Source organism: Streptomyces sp. NPDC111628 (assembly GCF_055635195.1).
This window is the reverse complement of sequence record NZ_JBVKBZ010000003.1, coordinates 1436617-1461334: the sequence shown is the minus strand read 5'-3', so window position 1 is coordinate 1461334 and position 24718 is coordinate 1436617. Positions and strand designations below refer to the sequence as shown.

Here is a 24718-nt window from a genome sequence, read left to right as displayed (position 1 = left end):
CGGCGTGCCTACGACTCGGTCGGCGGTTCCTTGGTGAGGCGCACGGTGCTGAGGATCTTCTGGACCGTCGCCTCCGGGACCTCCTCCTTGACGCCCTTGGCGCCGTAGAGGTTCCAGGTGACGAAGTCGCCCGCGCTGTTCTGGAACGCGAAGGTGATCGCCTTGCCCTCGGTGTCGCACTTGCCCTTCTGGGGCGTGCCCTCCGAGTGCGCGGTGATGACGCTGCCCTTGATGCCGGAGGCGGTCGTGTACGCCTTCGGCTTGCCGTACTTCACGCTCTTCTTGTCGGGCTGCGTGTAACCGCCGAAGATCCACCACGGCACCCGCGTCTCGGCCGCCTGGTCGGTGGTCTTGGCGCCGCTCTCACCACGGGTGCCGGTGGTGGCGAGCGCGGTGCTCTCCTTGCGGCCGTCCTTGTTCTCGTCGGTCGTGCACCACTCGGACTTCAGGTAGGCCGGGGCGGTGACGGTGGTGCGGTCGGTCTTGCCGTCCGCTTCCCACTCGAAGCCGACGCTGGTGTCGGTGCTCTCGATCTCCCAGTCCGCCGGCACGTCGAACATGGTGCCGAAGCGCGGGTTGGCGACGACCTTCCAGCCGTCGACGGTGGCCTTCGCGCCCTCGCCCCCGCGCGGGTTCTCGTCGGAGCCCGACGCGCTCGGGTCGGCGGTGGGGGACTCGGACTTCTCCACGGTCGGGCTCGCGGACGTCTTCTTGTCCTTGCCGTCGTCCGCCTGGTCGTCCTTGTCACCGCCGAGCACCAGGAAGCCGGTGACGCCCGCGGCCACGACCACGGCGAGGGACGCGATGATCGCTACCAGCTTCGTCCGGTTGCCGCCACCGCCGCCACCCCCGCCCGTGGCCGGCTGCGGAACGGTGGCCGGCTGCGGCGTGCTCCACTGCTGCTGCCCGTACGCGCCGGGCTGCTGCTGGTAGCCGGGCTGCTGATACGGATTCGGCTGCTGGTACCCCGGCTGCTGGTACGGATTGTCCTGCGGGTTCTGCTCGCCCCCGGGCGGCTGCTGTCCTGGCCACATGAGCAGTCACCCTAATGCCGCCCAGGAAACGATTCGGTCACCGGCCCTTGTCAGGGACGTACCGAAACCGCGGAACCTAGGCGTCCGACGGGGTGTACTCCCTGACGGTGGCCAGAATTCTGCGGACGGTGGCGTCGGTCACCTCGTCGGCGACGCCCGCGGCGCCGAAGAACGACCACGACACGAAGTCGCCGTCGGCGGACTTGAAGGCGAAGGTGGTCGCCTTGCCGTTCACGTCGCACTTGCCCTTCTTCGCCACCCCGGACGACCGGGAGGTGGCCAGGCTGCCCTCGATGCCGGAGGCGGTGGTGAAGGGCGTCACGGGCCCGGTGGAGACCTTGTCCCGGTCCGGCTGGGTGTAGGCCCCGTAGACCCAGGTCGCGGAGTCGGTCCGGGCGATCTCCTCGGTGCTCCGGGCACCGTTGTTGCCGCGGGTGCCCGCACTGGCCAGGGGCGTGTGGTCGACCGAGCCGTCCCGGTCGCCGTCCGACCCGCACCACTTCTCCTTCAGGACGGCGGGGGCCTTCATGGCGACCAGGGGCTTCTCGTCGGGGTCGTCGTCCTCGGCGACGTAGGTCACCCAGTCGCGCGACTGCGGCACCCAGGACGCCGGCACGTCGAAGGCGATGCCGTGGCCGGGGTTGGCCACGACGGTCCAGCCCTCGACGGTGGGCTTCGGGGCGTCGTCACCGCCGCGCGGGTCGTCTCCGCCGCGCGGGTCGTCGGCGGCGGACGGGGCGGAGGCGGAGGAGGAGGCGGCGGGACCGGGCCGGGCCCCGTCGTCCTCGCCACCGCCCAGCAGGACGACCCCGGTCACGGCGGCGGCGACCACCACGACCGCGGCGGCCACGACCGCCACCACCTTCGTACGGCCGCTGCCGGGTCCCCGGCCGGCCGGTCCGCCGGACGTGACCGTGGGCGCGTTCCAGGCAGGGGGCTGCTGCTGTCCCGCGTACGGCGGCTGCTGCTGGTAGCCGGGCTGCCGGTACGGGTTGGGCTGCCGCGGGTCCGGTCCGCCGGCGGACGACTGCTCTCCTGGCCACATGGGCGCACAGCATACGGCGATCTTCCCGAGTGCCTGGCCCTGGATGCTACTCACGGGTAACCTGCCGTCATGAGCGCAGATCAGATGTCGATCGGCGAGTTGCTCGCCGCCACGGTGCCGATGGTCCGGACCCTGAACCTCGAGTACCTGGAGACCACCCCGGAGAAGGCCGTCCTGGCCCTCCCGGACCAGAGCGAGTACCGCAACCACGTCGGCGGACCGCACGCCGGAGCCATGTTCACGCTGGGCGAGTCGGCCAGCGGCGCGATCGTGCTGGCCGCCTTCGGCGACCAGCTCTCCCGGGCGGTGCCGCTGCCGGTCACCGCGGAGATCGCCTTCAAGAAGATCGCCCTCGGCCCGGTCACCGCCACCGCGACCCTCGGACGCCCCGCCGCGGAGGTCGTCGCCGAACTGGACGCGGGCAGCCGGCCCGAGTTCCCCGTGAGCGTCGCCATCCAGCGCGAGGACGGAGCCGTCACCGGTGAGATGACCGTCATATGGACCCTGCGCCCCAACAGCTGACCCCCGCCGACCCGGTACGCTTCCCGGTGCGCCTCGATCGAGGCGCACCGGGAACAGGGATCAGGTTCGCGAAGCGGAGGGTGGGGCGTTGCACGTCCAGGAATGGCTCGACACGGTGCCCGCGGCGGCCGTCTACGCCGTCGTCGGACTCGTCATCGGTCTGGAGAGCCTGGGCATTCCGTTGCCCGGCGAGATCATCCTGGTGTCGGCGGCCCTGCTGTCGTCGCAGCACGGCGGGATCGACCCGCTGGTCCTCGGCGCCTGCGCCAGCGCGGGCGCGGTGATCGGCGACTCCATCGGATACGCCATCGGCCGCAAGGGCGGCCGGCCCCTGCTGGCCTGGCTGGGCGGAAAGTTCCCCAAGCACTTCAGCGAGGGGCACGTCGCCACCGCCGAGCGGTCCTTCCAGAAGTGGGGCATGTGGGCCGTGTTCTTCGGCCGCTTCGTCGCCCTGCTGCGGATCTTCGCGGGCCCGCTCGCCGGTGTACTGCGGATGCCGTACTGGAAGTTCCTGATCGCCAACGTCCTCGGCGGCATCGTCTGGGCGGGCGGCACCACCGCCGTCATCTACTACGTCGGCGTCGTCGCGGAGGACTGGCTCAAGCGCTTCTCCTGGCTGGGCCTGGTGCTGGCGGTCCTGATCGGCATCGCGTCGATGCTGATCGTCAAGCGCAGGGCGGGCAGGACCCAGCCGGCGGCCGAGCCTGCTACCGCGGGTGACTGAAGCGCCCCGAAAGGGGCGCGGGGCTGTGTCGATGTGCGGCTCCGCCGCGTGGGCGCGATCAACCACGACGAAGCCGCAGACGGCGGATCACAGCACTCCCCCCACCGCATCCCGATGCTGCCCAGCCAGCGCCGCGTACATCGTGCCGTTCAGCGTGACCCCCTGACGCTCCTCCTCCGTCAGCTCCCGCTTCACCTTCGCCGGCACGCCCGCGACCAGCGACCCCGGCGGCACCCGCATCCCCTGCGGGACCAGCGCCTGGGCCGCGACCAGTGAACCGGCGCCGATCACCGCGCCGTTGAGCACCGTGGCCCCCATGCCGATCAGGCAGTCGTCCTCGACGCTGGCACCGTGCACCACGGCGTTGTGCCCGATGGAGACGCGCTCGCCGACGGTGACGGGGAAGCCGGGGTCGGCGTGCAGCGTGCAGTTGTCCTGGACGTTGCTGCTCGCGCCGACGGAGATCCGCTCGACGTCGCCGCGCAGCACCGCGCCGTACCAGACGCTCGCCCCGGCGTGCAGCGTCACGTCCCCGACGACCGAGGCGGTCGGCGCCACGAAGGCCTCCGCGTCCACCTTCGGGTCCTTGCCGCCGATGCCCGTGATCAGCGCCTTCTGCGTCATCTTCGCCTCCTGCTCGGGTGTTGTACGGCACCGTACGCCACCCGGTGGGGTGAAGATCACAGCCCTACCGCGGCATGGCCGTACCGCGCGCGGACTACCGTGAGCGGGTGCCGAAGCGCAAGAACACGTTCTCGTCCTGGCGGAGCCGCCTCGCGCAGAAGGCCGTCCACACGGGCTGGGCCTGGGTGCAGCGCACCGGTTCCGTCACCGCCGCACACCCCGGGCGGTTCCGGTTCGGCGCGCTGGGCACGGGCACCCGGCTCGCCTTCCCGCTCGGCACGGTCTTCGGCGAGCCCTGGATCCACGTCGGCGCCCACTGCATCATCGGCGAGCAGGTCACGCTGACCGCCGGGCTCATGCCCGACCTCGACCTCGGACCGGAACCGATCCTGCGCATCGGCGACGGGGTCGTCCTCGGCCGCGGCAGCCACGTCATCGCGGACACCACCGTCACCATCGGCAGCGACTGCTACTTCGGTCCGTACGTCTACGTCACCTCCACCAACCACTCCTACGACGACCCGCAGCAGCCCATCGGCAAGCAGTGGCCGCGGATGGACCCGGTGGAGATCGGCCCCGGCTGCTGGATCGGCACCGGCGCGGTGATCCTGCCCGGCGCGCGGATCGGGCGGAACGTGGTCGTGGCCGCCGGTGCCGTGGTCCGGGGCACGGTCCCCGACCATGCCGTGGTGGCGGGCGCGCCCGCCCGCGTCGTACGGCGCTGGACGCCCGCCGAGGGCTGGCAGCCGCCGCTGCGGACCCCGGCTCCGGTGCCGATTCCCGACGGGATCACGCCGGGGCAGCTGCGGGAGCTGTCGAAGCTGGACGACGAGGCGGTGGCCCGTCTCGCCGAACTGGACGACCCGGAGCGGGCAGCGGGCCGGCTCGCGGAACCGGCCGCGGAGGGCTGAACGGGCGCGAGTGCCGAGCGGGCACCGGCCTCAGCCCGTCGCCAGCAGCAGCGTGCCCACCAGCGCGAGGCCCGCGCCGGCGGCCTGCACGGCACGCAGCCGTTCGCTCAGCAACCCGCGCGCGGCCAGCGCCGTCACCACCGGGTAGAGGGAGGCCAGTACGGCGGCCACCGTGACCGGGCCGTGCTGCGCGGCGATCGAGTACGTGCCGTTGGCCGCGACGTCGGCGAGTCCGACGAAGGCCAGGGCGGGCAGCGCGGTGAGGGGGAGGCCCTGCGCGGGCAGCGCGGGGGCGCCGCGCCGGACGGACACCCACAGGGCCAGTCCGCCCGCGGCGACGTTGGTGACGCGCTGCACGAACAGGGCGAGGAAGAGACCGGTGAGCGTGGTCGAGGCCTCGGCGATGAGGGCCATCACCGCGCCGAAGCCGATCGCGGCGACGAGGGTGAGGGCGACGGCCCGCCGCTGCACGGGCGCGCCCCGCAGCTGCGGACCCCCGGCGAGCACGACCCCGGCCACGGCGACCAGGATGCCGGCGAGCTGCGGCAGTCCCGGCCGCTCGCCCAGGACGAGGCCCACGGTCACCGGGACGGCCACGCCGAGCGAACCGAGCGGCGAGACGACGCCCATCGGGCCCAGGGCCAGTGCCTTGTAGAAGGCGAGCATCGCCACCGGCCCGACCAGCCCCGCCGCGACCGCGAACCACAGGTGCGGCGACGTCTCGCTCCAGGCGCCGGTCGCGGCCACGATCACACCGAGGACCGCGACCGCGATCGACTGCGAGACGACGACCACCGTGAGTGCCGGGGTGCGCCGGGTCAGCACTCCGCCGCCGAAGTCGGCCAGGCCCCACAGGAGGCTGGTGGCCAGGGCGAACAGCGCTGTCATGATCCGGTCGCCTCGCAGTACAGTTCGGTGGACCTTCGGGTGCAGCAGACCATAGTTCACTCCGCTGCACCATGTCATCCAAAATAATGTACGCACCTGTAGGCACCTGTACGAGTCACTGGACGGAACGTGGCGGACCTCGACCTCCTGACCCAGTCCCTGGCGCGCAACGTCAAGCGCTGGCGCGGCGAACGCGGCTTCACCCTGGAGGCGCTCGCGGCGCGCGCCGGGGTCAGCCGCGGCATGCTCATCCAGATCGAGCAGGCCCGCACCAACCCCAGCCTCGGTACCGTCGTGAAGATCGGCGACGCCCTCGGCGTCAGCATCACCACTCTGCTCGACTGGGAACAGGGGCCCGCGGTCCGCGTCGTCCCCGCCGACGAGGCCGTCCGCCTCTGGCACACCGACGCCGGCAGCTTCAGCCGACTGCTCGCCGGGGTGGAGGCGCCCGGCCCGCTGGAGATGTGGGAATGGCGGCTGATGCCGGGCGAGAGCAGCCGCTCCGACCCGCACCCCACCGGCACCGTGGAGCTGGTGCACGTCACCTCCGGCGAACTCGCCCTCACCGTCGACGGGGTGACCCACCGCGTGCCCACGGGCGCGAGCGCCTCCTTCGAGTCCGACACCCCGCACACCTACGGCAACGAGGGTGACGCGCCGATGCAGATGATCATGGCGGTATCGGTGCCGCCCGTCCGCTGAGACGGACGTTCTCCGGGGCTCCGGCAGTTGTTAGCGTGCCGCCATGCACGCACCCATCGGGAACTTCGACAGCGCCACGCCCGCCCCCGACTGCCTCGACGCACTGACCCGCCCGGTCGCCGACGCCGTACGCCACTGGAGCGGCACCGTACCCGCCGACCAGATCCTCTACGTCGACACCGAACCGGACTGGGCCGACACCGCCACCTTCGTCGAGCACTACGGCCGTGAGCTGCTCGAACAGTCCGCCAACTGCGTGGTGGTCACCGGCAAGCGCGGCGGCGGCACGACACTCGCCGCCTGCGTGGTCCTCTCCACCACCCGGGTCGACGTCAACGGCGTCGTACGCCGTCATCTCGGGGCGCGCAAGGCCTCCTTCGCGCCGATGGACACGGCCACCGGGGAGACCGGCATGGAGTACGGCGGCATCACCCCGGTCGGCCTGCCCGCCGAGTGGCCCGTGCTGGTCGACTCGGCCGTCGTCGACCTGCCGTACGTCCTCGTCGGCAGCGGACGCAGGCGCGGCAAGCTGCTCGTGCCGGGCAAGGCCTTCGCGGAGCTGCCCGGCGCCGAGGTACTCGAAGGGCTGGGCGTCGCCTGACCCCTCACGCGGGGGCGTGGTGGGCGAGCGCCAGGTGCGGATCCGCCTCGCCCGGGGACGGCGCCGGGTCGGCGTGGACCAGGGCGGCGGACAGCCGCGGCACCGCGTGCAGCAGGGCGTGTTCGGCCGCCACGGCGACGCGGTGGGCCTCGCGGACCGTCGCCTCGCCGTCCACCACCAGGGCCACCTCGGCACGCAGCCGGTGCCCGATCCAGCGCAGCCGCAGCTCGCCCACCCCGCGCACGCCGGGAACCTCACCCAGTGCGCGCTCGGCCCGGTCCACCAGCGCCGGGTCGACGGCGTCCATCAGCCGCCGGAACACCTCGCGTGCCGCGTCCCGCAGGACCAGCACGATCGCGGCCGTGATCGCCAGCCCCACGACCGGGTCGGCGAGCCGCCACCCCAGTGCCGCGCCCCCGGCGCCCAGCAATACGGCCAGGGACGTGTACCCGTCCGTGCGGGCGTGCAGACCGTCGGCCACCAGGGCAGCCGAGCCGATCTCCCGGCCCACGCGCATCCGGTGGCGGGCCACCCACTCGTTACCGGCGAAACCGACCAGGGCGGCCACGGCCACCGCCGGGACGTGTGCGACCGGGCGCGGATCGAGCAGCCGGTCGACCGCCGTCCACGCCGCGAAGACGGCGGACGCGGCGATGGTCAGCACGATCACGATGCCCGCCAGGTCCTCCGCCCGGCCGTAGCCGTAGGTGAAGCGCCGGGTCGCCGCGCGCCGGCCGAGGACGAAGGCGATGGCCAGGGGTACGGCGGTGAGCGCGTCGGCGGTGTTGTGCACCGTGTCCCCGAGCAGTGCCACCGATCCGGAGGCCACGACCACGGCCGCCTGTGCCAGCGCCGTGGCGCCCAGCACCGCCAGCGACACCCACAGCGCGCGCAGCCCGCGGGCCGAGGCCTCCAGGGCCGGGTCCAGCTTGTCGACGCTCTCGTGGGAATGGGGTGTGAGCCGGTGGGCGAGAAGGTGGGCGAACCGGCGCCACCGGACGGCGGGGGAGCGGTCGTGGCGAGCGTGTTCGTCCTGGTGGTGAACGTGGTGGTGATCGTGGTGATGGCGATCGTGTTGGTGCCGGTGCGGGTCGCTCATGGGTGCCCCTTCCGGTGCTCGGTGCCTTCCGGTGCTCGGCGCCCGGTGCCTTCCGGTGTCCGGTGTGTCGGTGCGACGGGTGGACGCGCGCCGTCCGTCCCGCCATTATGTGCGTATGAGCGCACGCATGCACCTGTTACCTGAGGACCATGCGCATCCGCGTACACCGGGCGAGGAGCAGTTCGCCCTCGCCGCCGAGATCCTCGCGCTGCTCGGCGACCGCACCCGCCTGACCCTGCTGCACGCCCTGACCGGCGGCGAGGCCGACGTCACGACCCTCACCGAGGCCTGCGGGGCGGCCCGCCCGGCCGTCAGCCAGCACCTGGCCCGCCTGCGCCTCGCGGGGCTGGTCGGGACCCGCAAGGAGGGGCGCCGGGTCGTGTACTCACTGCGCGACGGACATCTGCGCCGCCTGGTCGACGAGGCGCTGAACGTGGCCGACCACCGGCTCGGAGACCGGCCACTGCACGACTGAGCGACCTGCCGTCCCGGCTGCCCGGGCGCTCAGCCGGTGGTCCGCACGCCGAGGTACCGCTCGGCGAACTCCGCCGCCGCGGCCGGTGAGGAGAACAGGCGCCGCAGCCGGGCCAGCGCCGCACCCGCACGGTACGGGTCCCCCGACGCCGTGCCGTGGTACATCTCGGCGAGCCACTGGGAGAACTCCTGGTAGTCCCACACCCGGGCGAGACACGCGTCCGAGTAGCCGGCCAGTCCGGAGCCGTCGCCCTTCGTCAGGGACGCGACCAGCCCGTCGCCGAGCAGGAAGGCGTCGTGCAGGGCGAGGTTCAGCCCCTTGGCGGCGATGGGCGCGGTCAGGTGTGCCGCGTCCCCGGCCAGGAAGAGCCGCCCGAAGGTCATCGGCTCGACCACGTAACTGTGCATGTCGAGCACGCGCTTCTCGATCAGCCGCCCCTCTTCGAGCGGTGGTGCGCCCGCCGCGCCGAGCCGTACCCGCAGCTCGGCCCAGACCCGCTCGTGCGGCCAGTTCTCCGGGTCGTCGCCCGTCGGACACTGGAGGTAGTAGCGGGTCACCTCGGGGCTGCGCGCCATGTGCCCGGCGAAACCGCGCGGATGCATGCCGAACACCACGCAGTCCGAGGACGGCGGTGCCTCGGCCAGCAGCGCCAGCCAGCCGACGCCGTAGTCGTGACGGGCGAGGCGGGCTTGCCCGGCGGGCAACGACGCGCGCGTCACGCCGCGGGCACCGTCGCACCCCGCCACGAAGTCCGCCTCCACGACCCGGCGTTCACCGGAGTCGGGGCACACGTACGACACCCCCGGCCGGGCGGACCCGGCGCCGTGCAGGCGCACGTCCCGGACGCCGAACCGGATCTCCCCGCCGCGCACGTCCGCGTACTCCCGGATCAAGTCCGTCACCAGGAACTGCTGCGGGTAGACGAAGTGGTGGCGTCCCGTCAGTTCGGTGTACTCGAAGCGGTACCGCTTCCCGGCGAACCGGAACTCGCACTCGGTGTGGGCCTGCGCCCGCTCCAGCAGGGTCCGTGCCAGCCCGCGCCGTTCCAGCCCGCGCACGGCCCACTCCTCGATGACCCCCGCCCGCGGCCGGTGTTCGACGACCTCGCGGGTTCCGGTCTCCAGCACCAGACAGTCGACACCCGCGGCGCGCAGGATGTTGCCGACCGTCAGCCCGGCCGGACCCGCGCCCACCACGACGACTGAAAGGCGTTGTGATGCAACGGAGTTGGGGTGGGGGGAGAGTGCGCTCACGCGGACATTATGTCGGCGGTGCGCGGGCCACGGGAACGGTCGCGACGGCTCTCGCCGCGGGAAAACACCTGGCGGTTCCGGGCCGGCGCAGCTACGCTCCCCGCGATGACTACTCCTCCTGTCGGCAGATTGGGGGACCCGTCCGCGCAAGGTGAGTGCTGATGGCCACTCACTTCGTGAACGGGGACTCCGACTCCCGCCTTTCCTTGTGGCAGCGCGTGCGCGAGTTCGCCGTGCCGCCCTCCATGATCGAGACCGCGACCGCGCGCCGCCGTGCCGGGGACTGGGCGGGCGCGTGCGCCGCCGCGGCCGTCGACGTCGACCTCGACCTGCGCTCCGTGGCCCGCACCCACGGCCGCTCTCTCGTCTCCCGGCTCCGGACCGACCTGCGGCACCTCGCGCCCGACCTGCTGCGCTGGCACATGCCGAGAATCGCCCCGGACGGGCTGCTGCGGCCGGGCCTCACGCTCACCCTGGCCCGGTACGACACCGAGGGGCGCGACGGCGTACGTCCGGTGCACCTCGTCGCCCGTACCCCACCCGCCTGGGCGGACGGCGGTCAGCGCGTCAGCCTGGCCCTGTGGGACGGTCCGGGTGCGGACGCCGGTCCCGCACGGCACCCGCATCCCCGGCCGAGCAGGCGCTTCCGGCTCGATCTGCACCGTCACCTGTGGGACGCGCGCAGAACCGATGAGCTGCGCGTGCGCTCGGGCGCCGACCTGCCGCCGCCCTCCGATGCCCCGCCCGAAACCGCGGGCCCGCGGTGGGCGGTGCCGCCGGGGCGACGCTGTGCCGTGGGCCGGTGGGAGGCCGAGGCACGGATCCTGCTCCGGGCCGAGGACACCGGCTGCTCGACGGTCGTCGTGCGGGTCGGGTCCGGGCAGCGGCTCGCCCTGGAACTGGACGCGGACGAAACGCCCCCGGCCACGCCGCCGCGGATCGTCGCGGTGCCCACCGGCGGTGCCGCGTCCGCGCTGCCGGTGCTCCCCGACGCGGCCACCTGGGTACTGCCCGACCTGGAACTGGTGCGCGCCGGTGCGATCGAGGCCGGCCGACTGCACCCGCTGGTCGCCGCCGCACTGGTGCCGGGCCAGGTGCCGGACGCCCGGCTCCGGACGCCGGACCCGGTGGCGGGGCCGCGGACGGTGGACTGCCGGGGAGCCAGGCACCGGATCGGCTTCGTCGACGGGGCGCTGGCGGCGCTGGACCACGATCCGGCCGAGATCCGGCGGGAGGAACTGCTCGCCGCGCTGACCGGCACGCCGCTGCCCTGCTTCCAGGTCATCGACGAGGCACACCGGCGTCCGGAGTGCCTCCCCGACATCCGCGAACGCCTCAACCACGGGGACACCGCCGGTGCCCTCGCCGCCGTCGAGGGGCTGCTGGGACCCGCCGCACGCCTGCGCGACGGCGATCTGCGGGACGACCTGGAGGCCGCCGCGCTGCGCCGGATCGCCCACGGGCTGTTCCGTGCGGGCCTCGACGAGCCCGCTCCGGGACGCGTCGCCCCGGACCCGCACCGGCCCCGCGAGGGCCGCTCCCGCCCGCGCCACGCGACGTTCGACTGACCCCGGGGACCGCGGACGTCCCGCCCGCACCGACCTCTCCCCGCCGACCTCTCCGTGCCGAACCCCTCCCACGACCAACTGCTCCCGCTACCAACCCTCAGGTGATGACACATGACGACATGCGCTCCCACCGTTCCTGCCCAGCTCGACGTCGCCGGTGAGCTCCTGACGCTGCTGCGCGACACGACCACCGAACCCAGGCCCGACATCCAACTGGAGGCACTCACCCTGGCCGTGGCCGCCGACCTCCCCGTGCTGCTGTGGGGAGAGCCGGGGATCGGCAAGACCGCGGCCCTCACCCAGCTCGCCACCGCCCTCGATCTCCCGCTGACCACCGTGATCGCCAGCGTGCACGAACCGTCCGACTTCTCCGGGCTGCCCGTCGTCGGCGACGACCCCGCGGAGCAGGGTGTTCCGATGGCCCCGCCGGACTGGGCCGTGCGCCTCGTGCGGGCCGGCCGCGGGCTGCTGTTCCTCGACGAGCTGTCCACCGCGCCGCCGGCCGTGCAGGCGGCGCTGCTCCGGCTCGTCCTGGAACGGCGGATCGGAGCGCTCCGGCTGCCGCCCGGCGTCAGGATCGTGGCCGCCGCCAACCCGCGGTCCTCGGCGGCCGACGGCTGGGAGCTCAGCCCGCCCCTGGCCAACCGGTTCGTCCATCTCCAGTGGACCCACGACCAGGACGTCGTCGTGCGGGGCCTCGGGGGGACCTGGCCCCGGGCGGCCCTGCCGAGCCTCGACCCGGCCGGGCTGGGTGAGGCGGTGCGTTACGCACGCCGCGCGGTGTGCGAGTTCCTCACCGCCCGCCCCGGACTCGTGCACCGGCTGCCCAGCGGCGAGACACGCCGGGGCGGCGCCTGGCCGTCGCCCCGGAGCTGGGAGATGACCCTGTGCCTGATCGCCTTCGCGACCGCGGCCGGCTCGTCCAGGGAAGTGCTCTCCCTGCTGGTGCGGGGGACCGTGGGGGACGGCCCCGGCCTTGAACTGATGGCGAGCCTGGACCGGATGGACCTCCCGGACCCGGAGACCCTGCTCGCCGACCCGGCCGGTGCCGTACTGCCCGAACGGGGAGACCTCCGCCAGGCCGTGCTGGACGGAGTGGTGGCCGCCGTACGCAAACGGCCGGACAAGTCCCGGTGGGACTCGGCGTGGGCGCTGCTGGCCCGGGCGATGGAGACCGGTGCCCCGGACGTCGTGGTCGTCCCGGCGACGACCCTCGCCACGCTGCGGCAGCAGGACTGGGACATCCCTGCCTCGATCGAGCGGCTCGCCGGGGCCATGTCCCTCTCACGACGCGCGGACCGCGCGGCCGACCGGGCGGCGGCACGGCTCGCGGGTACCGCGAAGACGGTCCGTTGAAGCCGATGAGACCAGCGAAGCCGATGAACCCGACGAAGCCGATGAACCCGATGAAGTCGACGAACCCGATGAAGCCGACGCCGAGCATGGTGACGGCCGAGCCGGACCGGGTGCGGATCGACCTGGACAAGCTCTTCGCTGCCCGGCTGCAGGCCGCCCGGGCCCGGCCCTATCTGGCGACGGCGCTGTTCGCCCTGCATGTCGTCCCGTCGCGCAGGGTGCCGACGATGGCCGTCGACCGGTACTGGCGGTGCTACGTCTCGCCGGTCTTCGTGGACCGCACGCCCGTGGAGGAACTGGCCGGGGTGTGGGTGCACGAGGTCTCGCACCTGCTGCGCGACCACCACGGGCGCAGCGACCGGGTGGCGCGCGAGCGCGGGCTGACCGGGGCGGCGGAACGGCTGCGGATGAACATCGCCGCGGACTGCGAGATCAACGACGACGTGTTCGGCGACGGACTGGTCCGTCCTCAGGGCGCGGTCGATCCGGCGTTCCTGCAACTGCCCGAGGGGCAGCTCATGGAGGACTACCTGAGCCGGTTCCGGCTCGGGCGGCTCACCGAGAGCCTGGCCTGGCTGGACTGCGGCAGCGGTGCCGACGGCCTCGACCGGGAGTGGGACCTCGGCCCGGACGGTGCGGACGGCCTCAGCGAGCAGGAACGGGACGCGGTGCGCTTCCGGGTGGCCCGCGGCATCAGCGCCGCCCCGGGGAGCGCCCCGAAGGGCTGGCGGCGATGGGCGGAGAAGGTGTTCCACCCGCCGCAGCCCTGGCGCGAGTTGCTGGGGGCGGCGGTCCGCTCGGCGACCTCCTCGGGCGGCGCGGGCGAGGACTACACGTACGGCCGGCCGTCGCGCCGCTCGGCGGGCACACCCGGAGTGGTGCTGCCCAGCCTGCGGCGCAGACCGCCCCGGGTCGCCGTGGTCATCGACACCTCCGGATCGGTCAGCGACGCCGAACTGGGCAGCGCGCTCTTGGAGGTCGCCGCGATCGCCCGCGCCGTCGGCGGCCGGCGCGACCTGGTCAGCGTGGTGCCCTGCGACGCGGCGGCCCGCCTCGCACACTCGCTGTGCCGGGACGAGGGGATCGAGCTGGTGGGCGGTGGCGGCACGGACCTGCGCACCGGCTTCGCCAAGGCGCTCGGGGCGCGCCCGGCGCCGGACGCCGTCGTGGTGCTGACCGACGGGCAGACGCCCTGGCCGGACACCCGGCCGGCGTGCCGGACGGTCGTGGGCCTGTTCCCCCGGGAGCGGACGGGCGGCTCCTGGATCGAGGACGACCCCGAGTACGTCCCCGACACACCCCCCGACTGGGCCCGCGTGGTGGTCATCGAGTCCGGTCCGGGCGCCGGCCGGTGAACCCCGGCGCGATCAGCCCAGCCGCGGGATCTCGATCGCCGGACACCGGTCCATCACCATGTCCAGGCCCGCGGCCCGGGTCCGCCCGTACGCCGCCTCGTCGACCACACCGAGCTGGAACCAGACCGCCCGGGCGCCCTTGTCGACCGCCTCGTCGGCGACCGCTCCGGCCAGGTCGCTGTTGACGAAGACGTCGACGACGTCCACGTCGAACGGGATCTCCGCGAGCGACGCGTACCCCTGCTCCCCGTGCACCGGCTCCGCCTTGGGATGCACGGGCACGACGCGCTTGCCGAAGCGTTGCAGCACCTCGGCGACGCCGTACGCCGCGCGCTGCCGGTTGTTCGACAGGCCCACCACGGCCCAGGTGTCGCCCAGCTCGGTGAGGATCTTGCGGACGGTTGCCTCGTCGCCGTACACCGGCGGCCTCCTCGTGCTCCAGGGCGGCCCGCGGGTCGGGCCGCCCGCTCGGGACAACGGACGGCGACGTGCCGGGATTCCCCTCCTAGGCCGGAGGGGTGCGGCGAGCGCGCCCCTGTGCGTCACCGCGCCACCGCGCCTACGCTCGCCTCGTGCTGCGCATCATCGACGCCCGGACCGGAGAACCCGCCCCCGCCGCCCCCGCCCGACGGGCGCCGACCCGTGTCGAGGCGCACGTGCCGGGGCGTGACGCCACCGCCCTGCGCGTGCTGCTGGTCGCGGACCTCCTGGTGCGCGCCCTGGAACTCGACAGCACGCCCGCGTGGGCGGTGCTGACCGGCGCGGCGGAGCGGGACGGGCCGCGCAAGGACGCCGCCGCCCTCGGCATCCGGCCCTTCGAGGACGGCGCAGCCGGGCCCGGACCGGGCACCGGGCAGGGCGTCCGCGTCGTGGGCGAAGGGGAGGATGCGGACGAGGGCGGGGGCAGGGACGCACAGGGCGTGGCCACGGTCGCCGTCGCCCCCGTGCATCCGGCCGTCCCCGACCTCGCCGATCCCGACGCCGTGCGCCTCGCCCTGCTGGAACGGCACCACCACGCGCGCGTGGAGCTCGACGCGGCCGCGCTGGACGAGGCCCGCGCCACCCTCGCGGGGCTGCGCGGGGCGGTCGCCGACTGGGCCCGGCGGCCCTCGCGGCCGGTCCCGGGAGAGCTCCGCGACCGGCTGCGGGCGGCCTGGGAGGACGACCTGGACGCCCCCGGTGTGCTGCGCGTCCTGCGTCAGGTGCAGACCGACCCGGACCTTCCGGACGGAGCCCGGTTCGAGACCTGCGCGTACGCCGACCGGTTCCTCGGCCTCCACCTCACCCGGGACGTCGGGTCCGCGCCGTGACCGAGGGCGCCGCCGGGGATCGCGCCGACGCCCCCGGGGAGCGTGGCACGGCGAGCACATAGGCTGGCCGGATGCAGGACGAGTACCGCACGGTCGCCCGCGCGGGTGTGCACGAAACCGAGATCAACCGCTCGCGCTTCCTGTGCGCCCTCGCCCCGGCCGCCACCGAACAGGACGCCCAGGCGTTCGTCGCGGGCGTGCGCAAGGAGCACGCGGACGCCAGCCACAACTGCTGGGCGTACGTCATCGGCGCCGACGCCGCGGTCCAGAAGGCGAGCGACGACGGCGAGCCGGGCGGCACCGCGGGCGTCCCGATGCTCCAGATGCTGCTGCGCCGCGACATGCGGTACGTCGTCGCCGTCGTCACCCGCTACTACGGCGGCGTCAAGCTCGGCGCGGGCGGCCTCATCCGCGCCTACGGCGGCGCGGTCGGCGAAGCCCTGGACGACCTCGGAACCCTCACCCGGCGCCGCTTCCGCCTGGCCACCGTGACCGTCGACCACCAGCGGGCCGGCAAGCTCCAGAACGACCTGCGCACCGCGGGCCGCGCGGTGCGCGACGTGCGGTACGCCGAGGCCGTCACCATCGAGGTCGGCCTGCCGGAGGCCGACGTGGACACCTTCCGCTCCTGGCTCGCCGACGCCACCGCCGGATCGGCCGGATTCGAACTGGGCGGAGAGGCGTACGGCGACGCGTGACGGGACGGACGGCGGAGCATCACCACGCGCGCGTACCGGCCGACCGGGTCCGTCCATCCCTCCGGACCACCGGCGGGCGACAGCGCCAGGCCCTGGTTCACGCGCCAGGGACGGGCGCGGGCCGTTCGCTCGTGACGCTCGTGAGCCTCTCGACGGCTTCCCAGCCGCCCAGCACACGACCGACCGCAAGACCCCGCGCCATCCGCAGGTCGGTGACGTCGTGCTCGACTGCGACGTCCTCGTCGTCCCGGGCGCCGACCGCGCAGGGTCAACGGTAGAGACCGGTCTGGCCGTTCGACGCGGTCAGGCCACCGTCCACGGCGATGTGCGCGCCGTTGACGTAGGAGGCGTCGAAGCCGGCGAGGAACGCCACGACGGCGGCCACCTCGGCGGGGTCGCCGGGCCGGCCCATGGGCACCCGGTCGTCGAACCGGTCGCGCAGCGGCGTGCCTTCGGCGAGCGCCGCCCGGATCACCTCGCTGCTGGTCGTCACACCGGGATGGACGGCGTTGACCCGGATCTCCCGGCCGTGGTCGAGGGCCATCGCATTGGTCAGATTGGCCACCGCTCCCTTGGTCGCGTTGTAGGCGGCCTGCGCCCAGTCACCGCGCACGCCGCCGACGGATCCGATGTTGACGATGCACCCGCCGACCGTGCGCAGGTGGGGCAGGGCGGCTCGGGAAGCGAAGAAGAGGCCGTCGACGTTCACGCTCATCATGGCCCGGTAGGCATCCTCGCTCGTGCTCTCCACCGTGCCCGGCTGCGCCAGCCCCGCGTTGTTGACGAGGACGTCCAGATGCCCGTACCGCTCGGCCACCCCGTCCATGACCGCGGTGACGGCGGCCAGGTCGGAGACGTCGCCGACCCACGGGTGCATGTCGCCCCCGACCGGGCCGCTCTCGGCGGCCCGGCGCAAGGTCGATTCGGTACGCCCCACCAGTACCGTGGTGTATCCGTCGGCGGCGAAACGGTGCGCGATGTGGACGCCGAGGCCGCCTCCGGCGCCGGTGATCACGGCCACGCGGCCGTTGTCGTCGCGCCTGTCGTGCTGGTGGTAGGGCTGCTCGTTCACCAAGTCCTCCTGATCTGCAAGTGCTTCGCACACTAGGGAGATCGCGGAAGCCTCGGCATGCACCAGGGCGACAACCGGCTGGAACATCGGCGACACCCATCCTGGAAGCAGACTCGTAGGACCATGGACGACAAGACCGCATCCTTCTCGCTCGACTCGAGCCGTGCGGCCACCACCGGCCGGGACGACTACGAGCGGAACTGGCGCACCCACGTCGGAGACGACTTCCCTCTCCCCACGTTCAGCGCGGCGACCGTGGCCGACTTCCGGGTACGCTTCCGTGCCGCCAGGGTGCACGACGTGGCCATCACCACCGTGGACGGGGTGTCGGCGGCGCAGACGGCCGACGGGCCGGTTCCGGACACCGATCATGTCCGCCTGTGGCTGGTGCACCGCGGGGCCTGGGCGCTGGGCAGCAGGCGAAACAGCGTGGAACACACCGTGGTGGCGGGAGATTTCCTGCTGCGGCATGCCGCGGGGATGCCTCACTTCGCGCTCCCGCCCGGCACGAGGGCGCGGTGTGTCGTGCTGCCCGCCGCCCCCTTCTCCCTGTCACTCGCCGGCCGCGAAGTCACCGGCCAGGCCGACGCCGCCGAGGTACGCCTCCTGGTGGCGCACGCGACCATGGTGGAGGAGGTACTGCCCGATCTGGGCCCGGCCGGCGTCCGGGCCGCGCGGGACACACTGGTCGAGTTGGCCGGCGCGGTCGCCCACCGCGGCTTCGACGATGTGAACACCCGCCTCGCCCCGGCCCTCGCACAGGCGGCCAAGAACCTCGCGGAGCAGCGGCTCGCCGACGCCGGTCTCTCGCCGGCGATGCTGGCCCGGGAACTGAACGTCTCCGTGCGTACCCTGCAGCGCGCGTTCGCGCCCGGCGGGGAATCGGTGACCGCCTACATCCGGGAACGGCGCCTGGAGTCGGCAAGGCAGGCGTTGTCGGCGTCCCGGCTGACCGTCTCGGAGATCGCCGCGCACTGGCAGTTCGCCGACAGCAGCCACTTCAGCCGCGCCTTCAAGCGGCGTTACGGCCTCACCCCCACCGAGTACGGCCGACGGCGCTCCTGATCGGAGGGGCCCGGCCGGTCAGTTGCGGGTCTGCCGGCGGACGGCGTCGGAGATGGGTTCGGGACCCTGGGTGAGTTCGAGGATCCGGCGGCGGATCTGTGGGGTGCGGACGAGTTCGGCGAGGGTGGCCGCGACGTCGTCGCGGGCGACCTGGGTGTGGACCAGGGCGGGGGAGAGGCCGATGTGGCCGGTGCCCACGTCGTCGGTCAGGGCGGCGGGGCGCAGGATGACCCAGTCCAGGTCGGTGGCGGCGAGTTCGGCGTCGGCCTTCTTCTTGACGTCGATGTAGTGCTCGAAGGCGTCGGACACCTCGCGGCCGCGCCAGGCTTCGGGGAAGACGGAGACGAGCAGCAGGCGCTGGATGCCGGCGCGGCGGGCTGCCTCGATGGCGGTGGTCAGGCCGGTACCGTCGATGGCGGTGGTGGCGGCGGCGCCGCCTTCGCCACCGGCTCCGGCGGCGAAGACCAGGACGTCGGTGCCGTGCAGCAGGTTCGCGAGTGCGGGCGCGTCAAGGCGGGTCAGATCGCCATGGGTGGCATGGATGCCCTCGGTGGAGAGGCGTTCGCCCTGTTCCGGGCGGCGGTAGAGCCCGTCGACCCGGTCACCGGCGGCGGTCAGCAGACGGGCCAGACGGCTCCCGACCCCGCCCGCGATGCCCACGATGAAGACCTTCATTGGTGTCACTCTCCTTGGTCGGATGCCGGCCGAAGCAGGCGTGGGGTCACTCGTCCGTGCGTCCGACAGTGATCGTCGCGGCGCTCGCTGGGGCCTGTCCGGCGGATCAGGTCGCAGGAAAGACGCCGTACCTCATTGGCGCTGGTGAGCGGGGTCTGGTGCGGGCGGCTGCAAGGCGGAGGAGGGCGTCGACGCGATGGGGGTCCCCCCGCGCGAGCAAAGTCGAGCGTGGGGGAGTCGGCAACCGACGACAACGCCGCTGGGGGTACCTCCCATGCCTTTGGGGCAGTGGGGGAGGGCGTGCCAGACCCCGCGTCTGCGGCATGATCCGCCGGACAGGCCCTAGGCGCGGGCCTCGTCGACCTGGTTGACGAGGGTGAGGAGGGTGAGGAGAGCGTCGGCGGCGGGGCCGGAGGAGGCGGGGCTCTGGCCGGTGATGAGCAGGCCGTCGATGACGACGTAGGGCTGCCAGTTGTCGGTCTTGGTGTAGTGGGCGCCGAGTCGTTCGAGTTCGTCCTCGACGAGGAAGGGGACGACGTCGGTGAGGCCGGCGTCGGCTTCCTCGCCGTTGGTGAAGCCGGTGACCTTGCGGCCGCGGACGAGGGGAGTGCCGTCGGGGTTGGTGGCGTGGCGCAGGGTGCCGGGAGCGTGGCAGACCAGGGCGAGGGGCTTTCCGGCGCGCAGGGTGCTTTCGATGAGGCGGACGGAGGTGGGGTCTTCGGCCAGGTCCCACAGGGGGCCGTGGCCGCCGGGGTAGAAGACTGTGTCGAAGTCGTCGGCGGAGACGGTGTCGAGCCGGGCGGTGTGGGCGAGGGCCGCCATCGCCTCCGGGTCGGCCTCGAAGCGGCGGGTCTCGTCGGTCTGGAAGGCGGGCTCGTTGCTCTTGGGGTCCAGGGGCGGCCTGCCGCCCTTGGGGGAGGCGAGGACGACTTCGGCTCCGGCTTCCTTGAAGCGGTAGTAGGGGGCGGCGAGTTCCTCCAGCCAGAAGCCGGTCTTGCGGCCGGTGGTGCCGAGTTCGTCGTGCGAGGTGAGAACGATGAGGATCTTCATGGTGTGCACTTCCTGAGTGAGTAGACCGGTCGTCTCGAATGAGGTGTCGGACACGACCGTGTCCGGCCGGATCTTCGAGGCCGGGGCGTGCCCGGGTCCCGGGTTCTGTGTTTCGGGTTCTACAGGTGCAGGAGTTGACGGGTGACCGTCGTCGTGGTGTCCAGCGGGCCGATGTCGCGGTGGATCTTGGTCATGACGCTCGCTCCGAGCCACATGTCGTACAGGACCTGCGCGGTCTCGCGGGGGGTGGCGTCCACGGCGATCGAGCCGTCCTTCAGGCCGGCCGTGATCGTCCGTTCCAGACGGTCGATGATGGCGATGGTGCCTTCCTTCAGGGCGAGCCGCATGGCCTCCGACAGGTCGGAGACCTCCGCGCCGAGCTTGACGGCCAGGCACTTGCCCTGGCAGTCGTCGAGGCTCTGCGTCTCGCGCCAGTTCTGCCAGTAGTTCATCAGCCGCTCCGCCGCGGTCAGGCCCGGCTCGGCCAGGACGCGGTCCATGTCCGCCAGGTAGTCGGTGAAGTAGGCCCGCATCATGGCCTCGCCGAAGGCGTCCTTGGAACCGAAGAAGTGATAGAACGACCCCTTCGGCACCCCGGCCGCGGTGAGGACTTCGTTGATGCCCACCGCGGAGAACCCCTTGCGGGCCATGATCCGCTGGGCGGCGTCGAGAATGCTGCGGCGAGTGTCGCCCTGGATGGCTGGCATGCTTCTCACTCTACCGCCCATTAGACCAGTCGTCTATTCGGCTCCATGCGGGCCGGTCGCACCGCAACCCGCGCGTCACCGGCCGAGGAAGTCCAGGAGGATCTCGTTGACCTCGGCGGTGTGGGTGGTGAGCAGTCCGTGCGGCGCGCCGTCGATCTCGACGTACTTGGCGGTGGGCAGGGCCTTGGCGAAGCGGCGTCCGGTGGCGTCGACGGGCAGGGTGCGGTCGCCCGTGCCGTGCACGATCAGGGCGGGGACGTCGATCTTGGGGATGTCCGCCCGGAAGTCCGTGGGCCAGGTCAGCGGGGCGGCGGCCGAGGCGATCGGGCCCGCGCCGGCCGCCACGTTCCAGGCGTTGCGCACGGCCTCCTCGCTCACCCGGGTGCCCAGGTTCTCGTCGAGGTTGAAGAAGTCGGCGTAGAAGCCGGTGAAGAAGGCGTAGCGGTCCTTCTGCACCGCCTCGGAGACGCCCTCGAAGAAGGAGAGCGGGGCGGCGCCGTCGGGATTGTCGTCGGTGATCGCCAGGTACGGCTCCAGCGACGCGAGGAACACGGCCTTGGCGATCCGGCCGGAGCCGTAGGCGGACAGATAGCGGGCGACTTCGCCGGTGCCCATCGAGAAGCCGACCAGGACCGCGTCGCGCAGGTCGAGGGTCTCCATGACGGTGTTCAGGTCGGCGGCGAACGTGTCGTAGTCGTAACCGGTGGAGGGCTGGCTGGACTTGCCGAAGCCGCGCCGGTCGTAGGTGATGACCCGGTGGCCGGCGGCCAGCAGGGCCGGAATCTGGCCCTCCCAGGAATTGCCGTCCAGCGGGTAGCCGTGGATGAGGACGACCGGCTGCCCGGTCCCCTTGTCCTCGTAGTGCAGTTCGATGTCGGTGCTGTTCTCCGTGCCGACCTTGATGCGTCCCATGATGCCTTCCCCTTCCGGGGGTTCGGTGTCTGTCGTGCTCCGACACCCAGGACTATACGACCGGTCTACTCCGCCCGCAACCCTCGCCCCGCAGCCCTCGCCCGCAACCCCCCGCCCGCCGCAGCCCCCCGGCCGTGCATGTCCCGTTCCGGCGGGTCCGAATGGGGGGGAGCTACGCGGGCCAGGCCCGGGCCGCGTACCGGGCGGCGTCCAGGAGTCGGGTCCGGTCGGCGCCGTCGCGGGCCAGGGCGGCCATGCCGGCCAGTACGGTGTCGACGAACGCGGCCACGCCGTCGGCCTCGGCGGCCGAAGCGAGTTCTCCCTCGGCGGCGGCCCTGCGCAGACGGGCCCGGATCATGTCGCGTGTCCTGCCGCGCCGTTCGGCGAGTCGCGGCTCGCCCATGACGAGGCAGCCGGGGGGCTGTCCGGGTGCGGAGAAGTGCTCGGCCGAGGACCGCAGCAGGCGCTCGATCGCGTCACGTGCCGTGGGCGCCGACAGGTCGCGCTCCAGGTCCTCGTCCAGGTGCTCGGTGTAGAGCGCGCACGCCTTCTCGAACAGCGCGTTCTTGTCGCCGAAGGCCGCGTACAGGCTCGGCGCGGCGATCCCCGCCTCCGCGCACAGTTGCGCGACGCTCACCCCGTCGTATCCGCGCTCCCAGAATGCGCGCATCGCCATCCGGAGTACCGCGTCCTTGTCGAACGTCCTCGGTCTGCCTGTCATGCTCGAACTGTAGCGCACGTTAAAGAACGTGCTACGGTCCATCTGTAACGCCCATTAAACAACGGGGGGCGGCCGTGCTGCCGCACCCGCCCGGAGGAGTGCAGTGATGAGCTACAGCGGCTACAAGTCCCTGGTGGTCCGCGTGGAGGACCGGATCGCCCGGGTGACCATCGACAACCCGCCGGTGAACACGGTCGACGCCACACTGGCCGGTGATCTCAAGGCGTTCGCCGACGAGGTGGCCGCCGACGAGAACGTCGCCGTGATCGTCTTCCAGTCGGCCAACCCCGAGTTCTTCTCCGCCCACGCGGACTTCGAGTGGTCCTTCGATCCGAGCACCCTCATGGCCCTGGCCGATCCCGACGCCGACCCTGCCCTCAACCCGCTCCAGCAGCTCAACGAGCGGCTGCGCACCCTGCCGCAGGTGACGATCGCGAAGCTGCGCGGCTATGCCCGCGCGGGCGGCGCCGAGCTGGCGATGGCCGCGGACATGCGGTTCGCCGCCGCGGACCGGACCTGGCTCTCCCAGCCCGAGTCGCTGATGGGCATCTTCCCGGGCGGGGGCGGTACCCAGTACCTCAACCGGCTGGTCGGCCGGGCCCGTGCCCTGGAGATCGTGCTGGGCGCCGAACTGTTCGACACCACCGCCGCCGAGCGCTACGGGTGGATCAACCGCGCGGTGCCGGACGAACACCTCGACGCGTTCGTCGACGCCCTCGCCCGCCGCATCGCCGCCCTGCCCCAGGGCGTGGCCACCGCCGCGAAGGAGGCGCTGGACGCGGCCGAGGCGAGCGGCCCCGTACCGAACCTGGCCGAGGAGGCGGCCGCCCACGCCAAGGTCTATCCCTCCCCGGACGACGTCGTCCACCGGCTCCGCGTGCTGATGGATCACGGTGGGCAGACGCGCGACGGCGAACTGCGGCTGGAGCGCCTGCTCGAATCCATCCCGTGGGCCCACCGCTCCTGACCGTCCGCCGGGTCATGTCCGCCGGGCACCGCGCTGGTGCGGGGTCACCCTCCGCGGCGGAACCGAACCCGCCGTATGTGAAAGGAACGTCAGCCATGCCCACTGTGTTCTCACGCGTCATCGCCGGTGAGCTGCCCGGACGCTTTGTCTGGCAGGATCCCGAAGTCACCGCGTTTCTCACCGTCGCGCCCCTGCGGCCCGGCCACACCCTCGTCGTCCCCCGGCGCGAGATCGACCGGTGGACGGATGCCGACGGCGCGCTTCTGGGGCGGTGCATGGAGGTCGCCCAGGCCGTTGGACAAGGGGTGCAGCGGGCTTGGGACGCTCCGCGAGCCGGCCTCGTCATCGCGGGTTTCGAGGTGCCGCACCTGCACATACATGTCGCTCCGGTCTGGGACATGTCCGACTTCGATTTCACCAGGGCCGAGCCGGAGGAGGACCAGTCCGCCCTGGACGACGCCGCGGAGAAGCTGCGTGCCGCCCTGCTCGAACTCGGTTACGAACAGGCCCGGGACACCCACCGCCGCTGATACTCCAGGGAGGCGCTGAACATGAGCAGCCACCCCGGACATGCCGACGCCGCGGCGACCCCGACCACCGCCGCGACCGCGCACCGGCTCGCCCTCGCCGACCGCACGGACGACGGTGCCACGTTCGACTACAGCAAGCGGACCTGGGCCACGTCACGGAGCCGAACCAGCATCTGAACGGGCGCCGGCTCACCTACGCCACAGGCCGCGGACTGGGCGGGGGAGGCGCCGTCAACGCGGGTGTCCGGGCCCGTGGCCACCGCAGCGACTGGAACTCCTACGCGGAGGCCGCGGGCATCCCCCGATTCGACAGTGCCAACGGCGTCCTGATGGAGTCGGACTCCGGTGGCGCCGTGCGGGACAAGGACATCCACGACGGCGTGCGAGGCCCCCTTCCGCCGCTACGTCGGCGACCGTGTGGGGCAGCCGAACCTCACGGTGCTCCCGCACGCGACGGTCGCCCGCGTCCTCCTCTCCGCAGGCCGGGCCCACGGCGTCGAGCTCGTGCGCGACGGCAGGCCGCTGCGCGCTCGCGCGTCGCAAGAGGTGGTGCTGTCGCTGGGCGCGCTCAGTACTCCGGCCGTGCTCATGCGGTCCGGGATCGGAGACGGGGGCGAACTGCGGAGCCCGGGCATCCCGGTGGTCGAGCACCTTCCCGGCGTCGGCCGCAACCTTGACGACCACATACGCCTGCCCTGCATGTGGGAGGCGACGGACGTACCACTGCCGGTGCCCGTCGAGCACACGGGCCAGTGGTGAAGCAGGTGCCGGCAGGCGCTAGCGTGGTGCGGGCCGGTCCGGTCCGGGGCTCCCGTGCCGGCCTGTGCTGGTTTCAGGTGTTATCAAGAGAAAGA

Annotated in this window: 29 protein-coding genes and 1 pseudogene; 17 read left to right on the top strand and 13 right to left on the bottom strand. The window is 72.8% G+C overall.

Translation table 11 applies throughout. From position 1 onward, the window contains the following. Window positions 1-8 precede the first annotated feature (8 nt). Window positions 9-1034: a DUF8017 domain-containing protein gene (locus ACZ7MF_RS21655; protein WP_471478696.1), complete on the bottom strand. Its 1026-nt coding sequence runs from the start codon at window positions 1032-1034 to the stop codon at window positions 9-11. A gap of 76 nt (window positions 1035-1110) precedes the next feature. After that, a complete protein-coding gene (locus ACZ7MF_RS21650; protein ID WP_471478694.1) occupies window positions 1111-2079 on the bottom strand; it encodes a DUF8017 domain-containing protein in 969 nt (322 codons plus the stop codon). Between the two features lie 84 nt (window positions 2080-2163). Between ACZ7MF_RS21650 and ACZ7MF_RS21645 the strand changes: the two genes are divergently transcribed. Then, window positions 2164-2601 (top strand): DUF4442 domain-containing protein, encoded by a 438-nt coding sequence (locus tag ACZ7MF_RS21645; protein ID WP_109030208.1) that lies wholly within the window; start codon window positions 2164-2166, stop codon window positions 2599-2601. Window positions 2602-2689: 88 nt separating this feature from the next. Then, a complete protein-coding gene (locus ACZ7MF_RS21640; protein WP_471478691.1) occupies window positions 2690-3325 on the top strand; it encodes a DedA family protein in 636 nt (211 codons plus the stop codon). An 87-nt stretch (window positions 3326-3412) separates the two neighbouring features. On the opposite strand, the gene ACZ7MF_RS21635 is transcribed toward ACZ7MF_RS21640, so the two are convergent. Next, window positions 3413-3949, bottom strand: coding sequence for a gamma carbonic anhydrase family protein (locus ACZ7MF_RS21635; protein ID WP_471478690.1), 537 nt, complete (start codon window positions 3947-3949; stop codon window positions 3413-3415). A gap of 107 nt (window positions 3950-4056) precedes the next feature. On the opposite strand from ACZ7MF_RS21635, the gene ACZ7MF_RS21630 reads away from it, so the two are divergent. Beyond that, window positions 4057-4860, top strand: a complete 804-nt coding sequence (locus tag ACZ7MF_RS21630) for an acyltransferase (RefSeq protein WP_356863131.1) — start codon at window positions 4057-4059, stop codon at window positions 4858-4860. 30 nt (window positions 4861-4890) lie between these two features. Here the strand turns inward: ACZ7MF_RS21630 and ACZ7MF_RS21625 are convergent, their stop codons facing one another. Beyond that, window positions 4891-5748 carry an EamA family transporter gene (locus ACZ7MF_RS21625; protein WP_471478687.1) on the bottom strand — a complete coding sequence of 286 codons (858 nt, stop codon included), beginning with the start codon at window positions 5746-5748 and terminating at the stop codon, window positions 4891-4893. Between the two features lie 129 nt (window positions 5749-5877). Here ACZ7MF_RS21625 and ACZ7MF_RS21620 point away from each other — a divergent pair, with 129 nt between their 5' ends. Beyond that, a complete protein-coding gene (locus ACZ7MF_RS21620) occupies window positions 5878-6450 on the top strand; it encodes a helix-turn-helix domain-containing protein (protein ID WP_471478686.1) in 573 nt (190 codons plus the stop codon). 43 nt (window positions 6451-6493) lie between these two features. Further along, window positions 6494-7051, top strand: coding sequence for a YbaK/EbsC family protein (locus tag ACZ7MF_RS21615; protein ID WP_471478683.1), 558 nt, complete (start codon window positions 6494-6496; stop codon window positions 7049-7051). A 4-nt stretch (window positions 7052-7055) separates the two neighbouring features. On the opposite strand, the gene ACZ7MF_RS21610 is transcribed toward ACZ7MF_RS21615, so the two are convergent. Beyond that, on the bottom strand, window positions 7056-8150 hold the full coding sequence (locus tag ACZ7MF_RS21610) for a cation diffusion facilitator family transporter (protein WP_471478682.1): 1095 nt from the start codon (window positions 8148-8150) through the stop codon (window positions 7056-7058). 115 nt (window positions 8151-8265) lie between these two features. Here ACZ7MF_RS21610 and ACZ7MF_RS21605 point away from each other — a divergent pair, with 115 nt between their 5' ends. Then, window positions 8266-8625, top strand: a complete 360-nt coding sequence (locus ACZ7MF_RS21605) for an ArsR/SmtB family transcription factor (protein WP_471478681.1) — start codon at window positions 8266-8268, stop codon at window positions 8623-8625. Window positions 8626-8654: 29 nt separating this feature from the next. Here ACZ7MF_RS21605 and ACZ7MF_RS21600 read toward each other — a convergent pair whose 3' ends face one another. Then, window positions 8655-9878 carry a 4-hydroxybenzoate 3-monooxygenase gene (locus tag ACZ7MF_RS21600; RefSeq protein WP_471478678.1) on the bottom strand — a complete coding sequence of 408 codons (1224 nt, stop codon included), beginning with the start codon at window positions 9876-9878 and terminating at the stop codon, window positions 8655-8657. A gap of 161 nt (window positions 9879-10039) precedes the next feature. Here ACZ7MF_RS21600 and ACZ7MF_RS21595 point away from each other — a divergent pair, with 161 nt between their 5' ends. From ACZ7MF_RS21595 to ACZ7MF_RS21585, 3 genes are all read left to right on the top strand, one after another. Then, window positions 10040-11446: a hypothetical protein gene (locus ACZ7MF_RS21595; RefSeq protein WP_471478674.1), complete on the top strand. Its 1407-nt coding sequence runs from the start codon at window positions 10040-10042 to the stop codon at window positions 11444-11446. Between the two features lie 111 nt (window positions 11447-11557). Next, window positions 11558-12802, top strand: a complete 1245-nt coding sequence (locus tag ACZ7MF_RS21590; RefSeq protein WP_471478671.1) for an AAA family ATPase — start codon at window positions 11558-11560, stop codon at window positions 12800-12802. 68 nt (window positions 12803-12870) lie between these two features. After that, complete coding sequence (locus tag ACZ7MF_RS21585) at window positions 12871-14157, top strand: vWA domain-containing protein (protein WP_471478917.1); 1287 nt, start codon at window positions 12871-12873, stop codon at window positions 14155-14157. Window positions 14158-14169: 12 nt separating this feature from the next. Here ACZ7MF_RS21585 and ACZ7MF_RS21580 read toward each other — a convergent pair whose 3' ends face one another. Continuing rightward, entirely contained in the window at window positions 14170-14577 is a 408-nt protein-coding gene (locus ACZ7MF_RS21580; protein ID WP_471478667.1) for a CoA-binding protein, read from the bottom strand. Window positions 14578-14729: 152 nt separating this feature from the next. Here ACZ7MF_RS21580 and ACZ7MF_RS21575 point away from each other — a divergent pair, with 152 nt between their 5' ends. Both ACZ7MF_RS21575 and ACZ7MF_RS21570 read left to right on the top strand, forming a co-directional pair. Beyond that, complete coding sequence (locus ACZ7MF_RS21575; RefSeq protein ID WP_471478665.1) at window positions 14730-15467, top strand: hypothetical protein; 738 nt, start codon at window positions 14730-14732, stop codon at window positions 15465-15467. A gap of 71 nt (window positions 15468-15538) precedes the next feature. Continuing rightward, the gene (locus ACZ7MF_RS21570) at window positions 15539-16165 is read left to right on the top strand and encodes a YigZ family protein (protein WP_087810549.1); all 627 of its coding nucleotides are present in this window, start codon (window positions 15539-15541) and stop codon (window positions 16163-16165) included. 268 nt (window positions 16166-16433) lie between these two features. On the opposite strand, the gene budC is transcribed toward ACZ7MF_RS21570, so the two are convergent. After that, complete coding sequence (budC, locus tag ACZ7MF_RS21565) at window positions 16434-17237, bottom strand: meso-2,3-butanediol dehydrogenase (RefSeq protein WP_471478662.1); 804 nt, start codon at window positions 17235-17237, stop codon at window positions 16434-16436. A 123-nt stretch (window positions 17238-17360) separates the two neighbouring features. Here budC and ACZ7MF_RS21560 point away from each other — a divergent pair, with 123 nt between their 5' ends. After that, a complete protein-coding gene (locus ACZ7MF_RS21560; RefSeq protein WP_471478658.1) occupies window positions 17361-18302 on the top strand; it encodes a helix-turn-helix domain-containing protein in 942 nt (313 codons plus the stop codon). An 18-nt stretch (window positions 18303-18320) separates the two neighbouring features. On the opposite strand, the gene ACZ7MF_RS21555 is transcribed toward ACZ7MF_RS21560, so the two are convergent. The 5 genes from ACZ7MF_RS21555 to ACZ7MF_RS21535 form a co-directional block, all read right to left on the bottom strand. Further along, window positions 18321-18977, bottom strand: coding sequence for an NAD(P)H-binding protein (locus tag ACZ7MF_RS21555; protein ID WP_471478656.1), 657 nt, complete (start codon window positions 18975-18977; stop codon window positions 18321-18323). Between the two features lie 342 nt (window positions 18978-19319). Then, on the bottom strand, window positions 19320-20027 hold the full coding sequence (locus ACZ7MF_RS21550; RefSeq protein WP_471478655.1) for a type 1 glutamine amidotransferase domain-containing protein: 708 nt from the start codon (window positions 20025-20027) through the stop codon (window positions 19320-19322). Between the two features lie 119 nt (window positions 20028-20146). Continuing rightward, entirely contained in the window at window positions 20147-20734 is a 588-nt protein-coding gene (locus ACZ7MF_RS21545) for a TetR/AcrR family transcriptional regulator (RefSeq protein WP_471478652.1), read from the bottom strand. Window positions 20735-20809: 75 nt separating this feature from the next. Continuing rightward, window positions 20810-21646 carry an alpha/beta fold hydrolase gene (locus ACZ7MF_RS21540; protein ID WP_471478649.1) on the bottom strand — a complete coding sequence of 279 codons (837 nt, stop codon included), beginning with the start codon at window positions 21644-21646 and terminating at the stop codon, window positions 20810-20812. A 172-nt stretch (window positions 21647-21818) separates the two neighbouring features. Next, window positions 21819-22367 (bottom strand): TetR/AcrR family transcriptional regulator, encoded by a 549-nt coding sequence (locus tag ACZ7MF_RS21535; RefSeq protein WP_356863165.1) that lies wholly within the window; start codon window positions 22365-22367, stop codon window positions 21819-21821. Between the two features lie 106 nt (window positions 22368-22473). Here ACZ7MF_RS21535 and ACZ7MF_RS21530 point away from each other — a divergent pair, with 106 nt between their 5' ends. The 5 genes and pseudogenes from ACZ7MF_RS21530 to ACZ7MF_RS21510 all read left to right on the top strand — a co-directional run bounded on the left by ACZ7MF_RS21530 (window position 22474) and on the right by ACZ7MF_RS21510 (window position 24623). Next, on the top strand, window positions 22474-23334 hold the full coding sequence (locus ACZ7MF_RS21530) for an enoyl-CoA hydratase/isomerase family protein (protein ID WP_471478645.1): 861 nt from the start codon (window positions 22474-22476) through the stop codon (window positions 23332-23334). A gap of 95 nt (window positions 23335-23429) precedes the next feature. Then, window positions 23430-23864, top strand: coding sequence for an HIT family protein (locus ACZ7MF_RS21525; protein ID WP_471478642.1), 435 nt, complete (start codon window positions 23430-23432; stop codon window positions 23862-23864). Window positions 23865-23885: 21 nt separating this feature from the next. Then, the gene (locus ACZ7MF_RS21520; protein WP_471478640.1) at window positions 23886-24041 is read left to right on the top strand and encodes a hypothetical protein; all 156 of its coding nucleotides are present in this window, start codon (window positions 23886-23888) and stop codon (window positions 24039-24041) included. Further along, window positions 24008-24121: pseudogene (locus ACZ7MF_RS21515) on the top strand (hypothetical protein); the annotation flags it as partial. The gene ACZ7MF_RS21520 and the pseudogene ACZ7MF_RS21515, both read left to right, overlap by 34 nt. An 88-nt stretch (window positions 24122-24209) precedes the next feature. Continuing rightward, complete coding sequence (locus tag ACZ7MF_RS21510; protein ID WP_471478637.1) at window positions 24210-24623, top strand: GMC family oxidoreductase N-terminal domain-containing protein; 414 nt, start codon at window positions 24210-24212, stop codon at window positions 24621-24623. The last annotated feature ends 95 nt before the right edge of the window (window positions 24624-24718 follow it).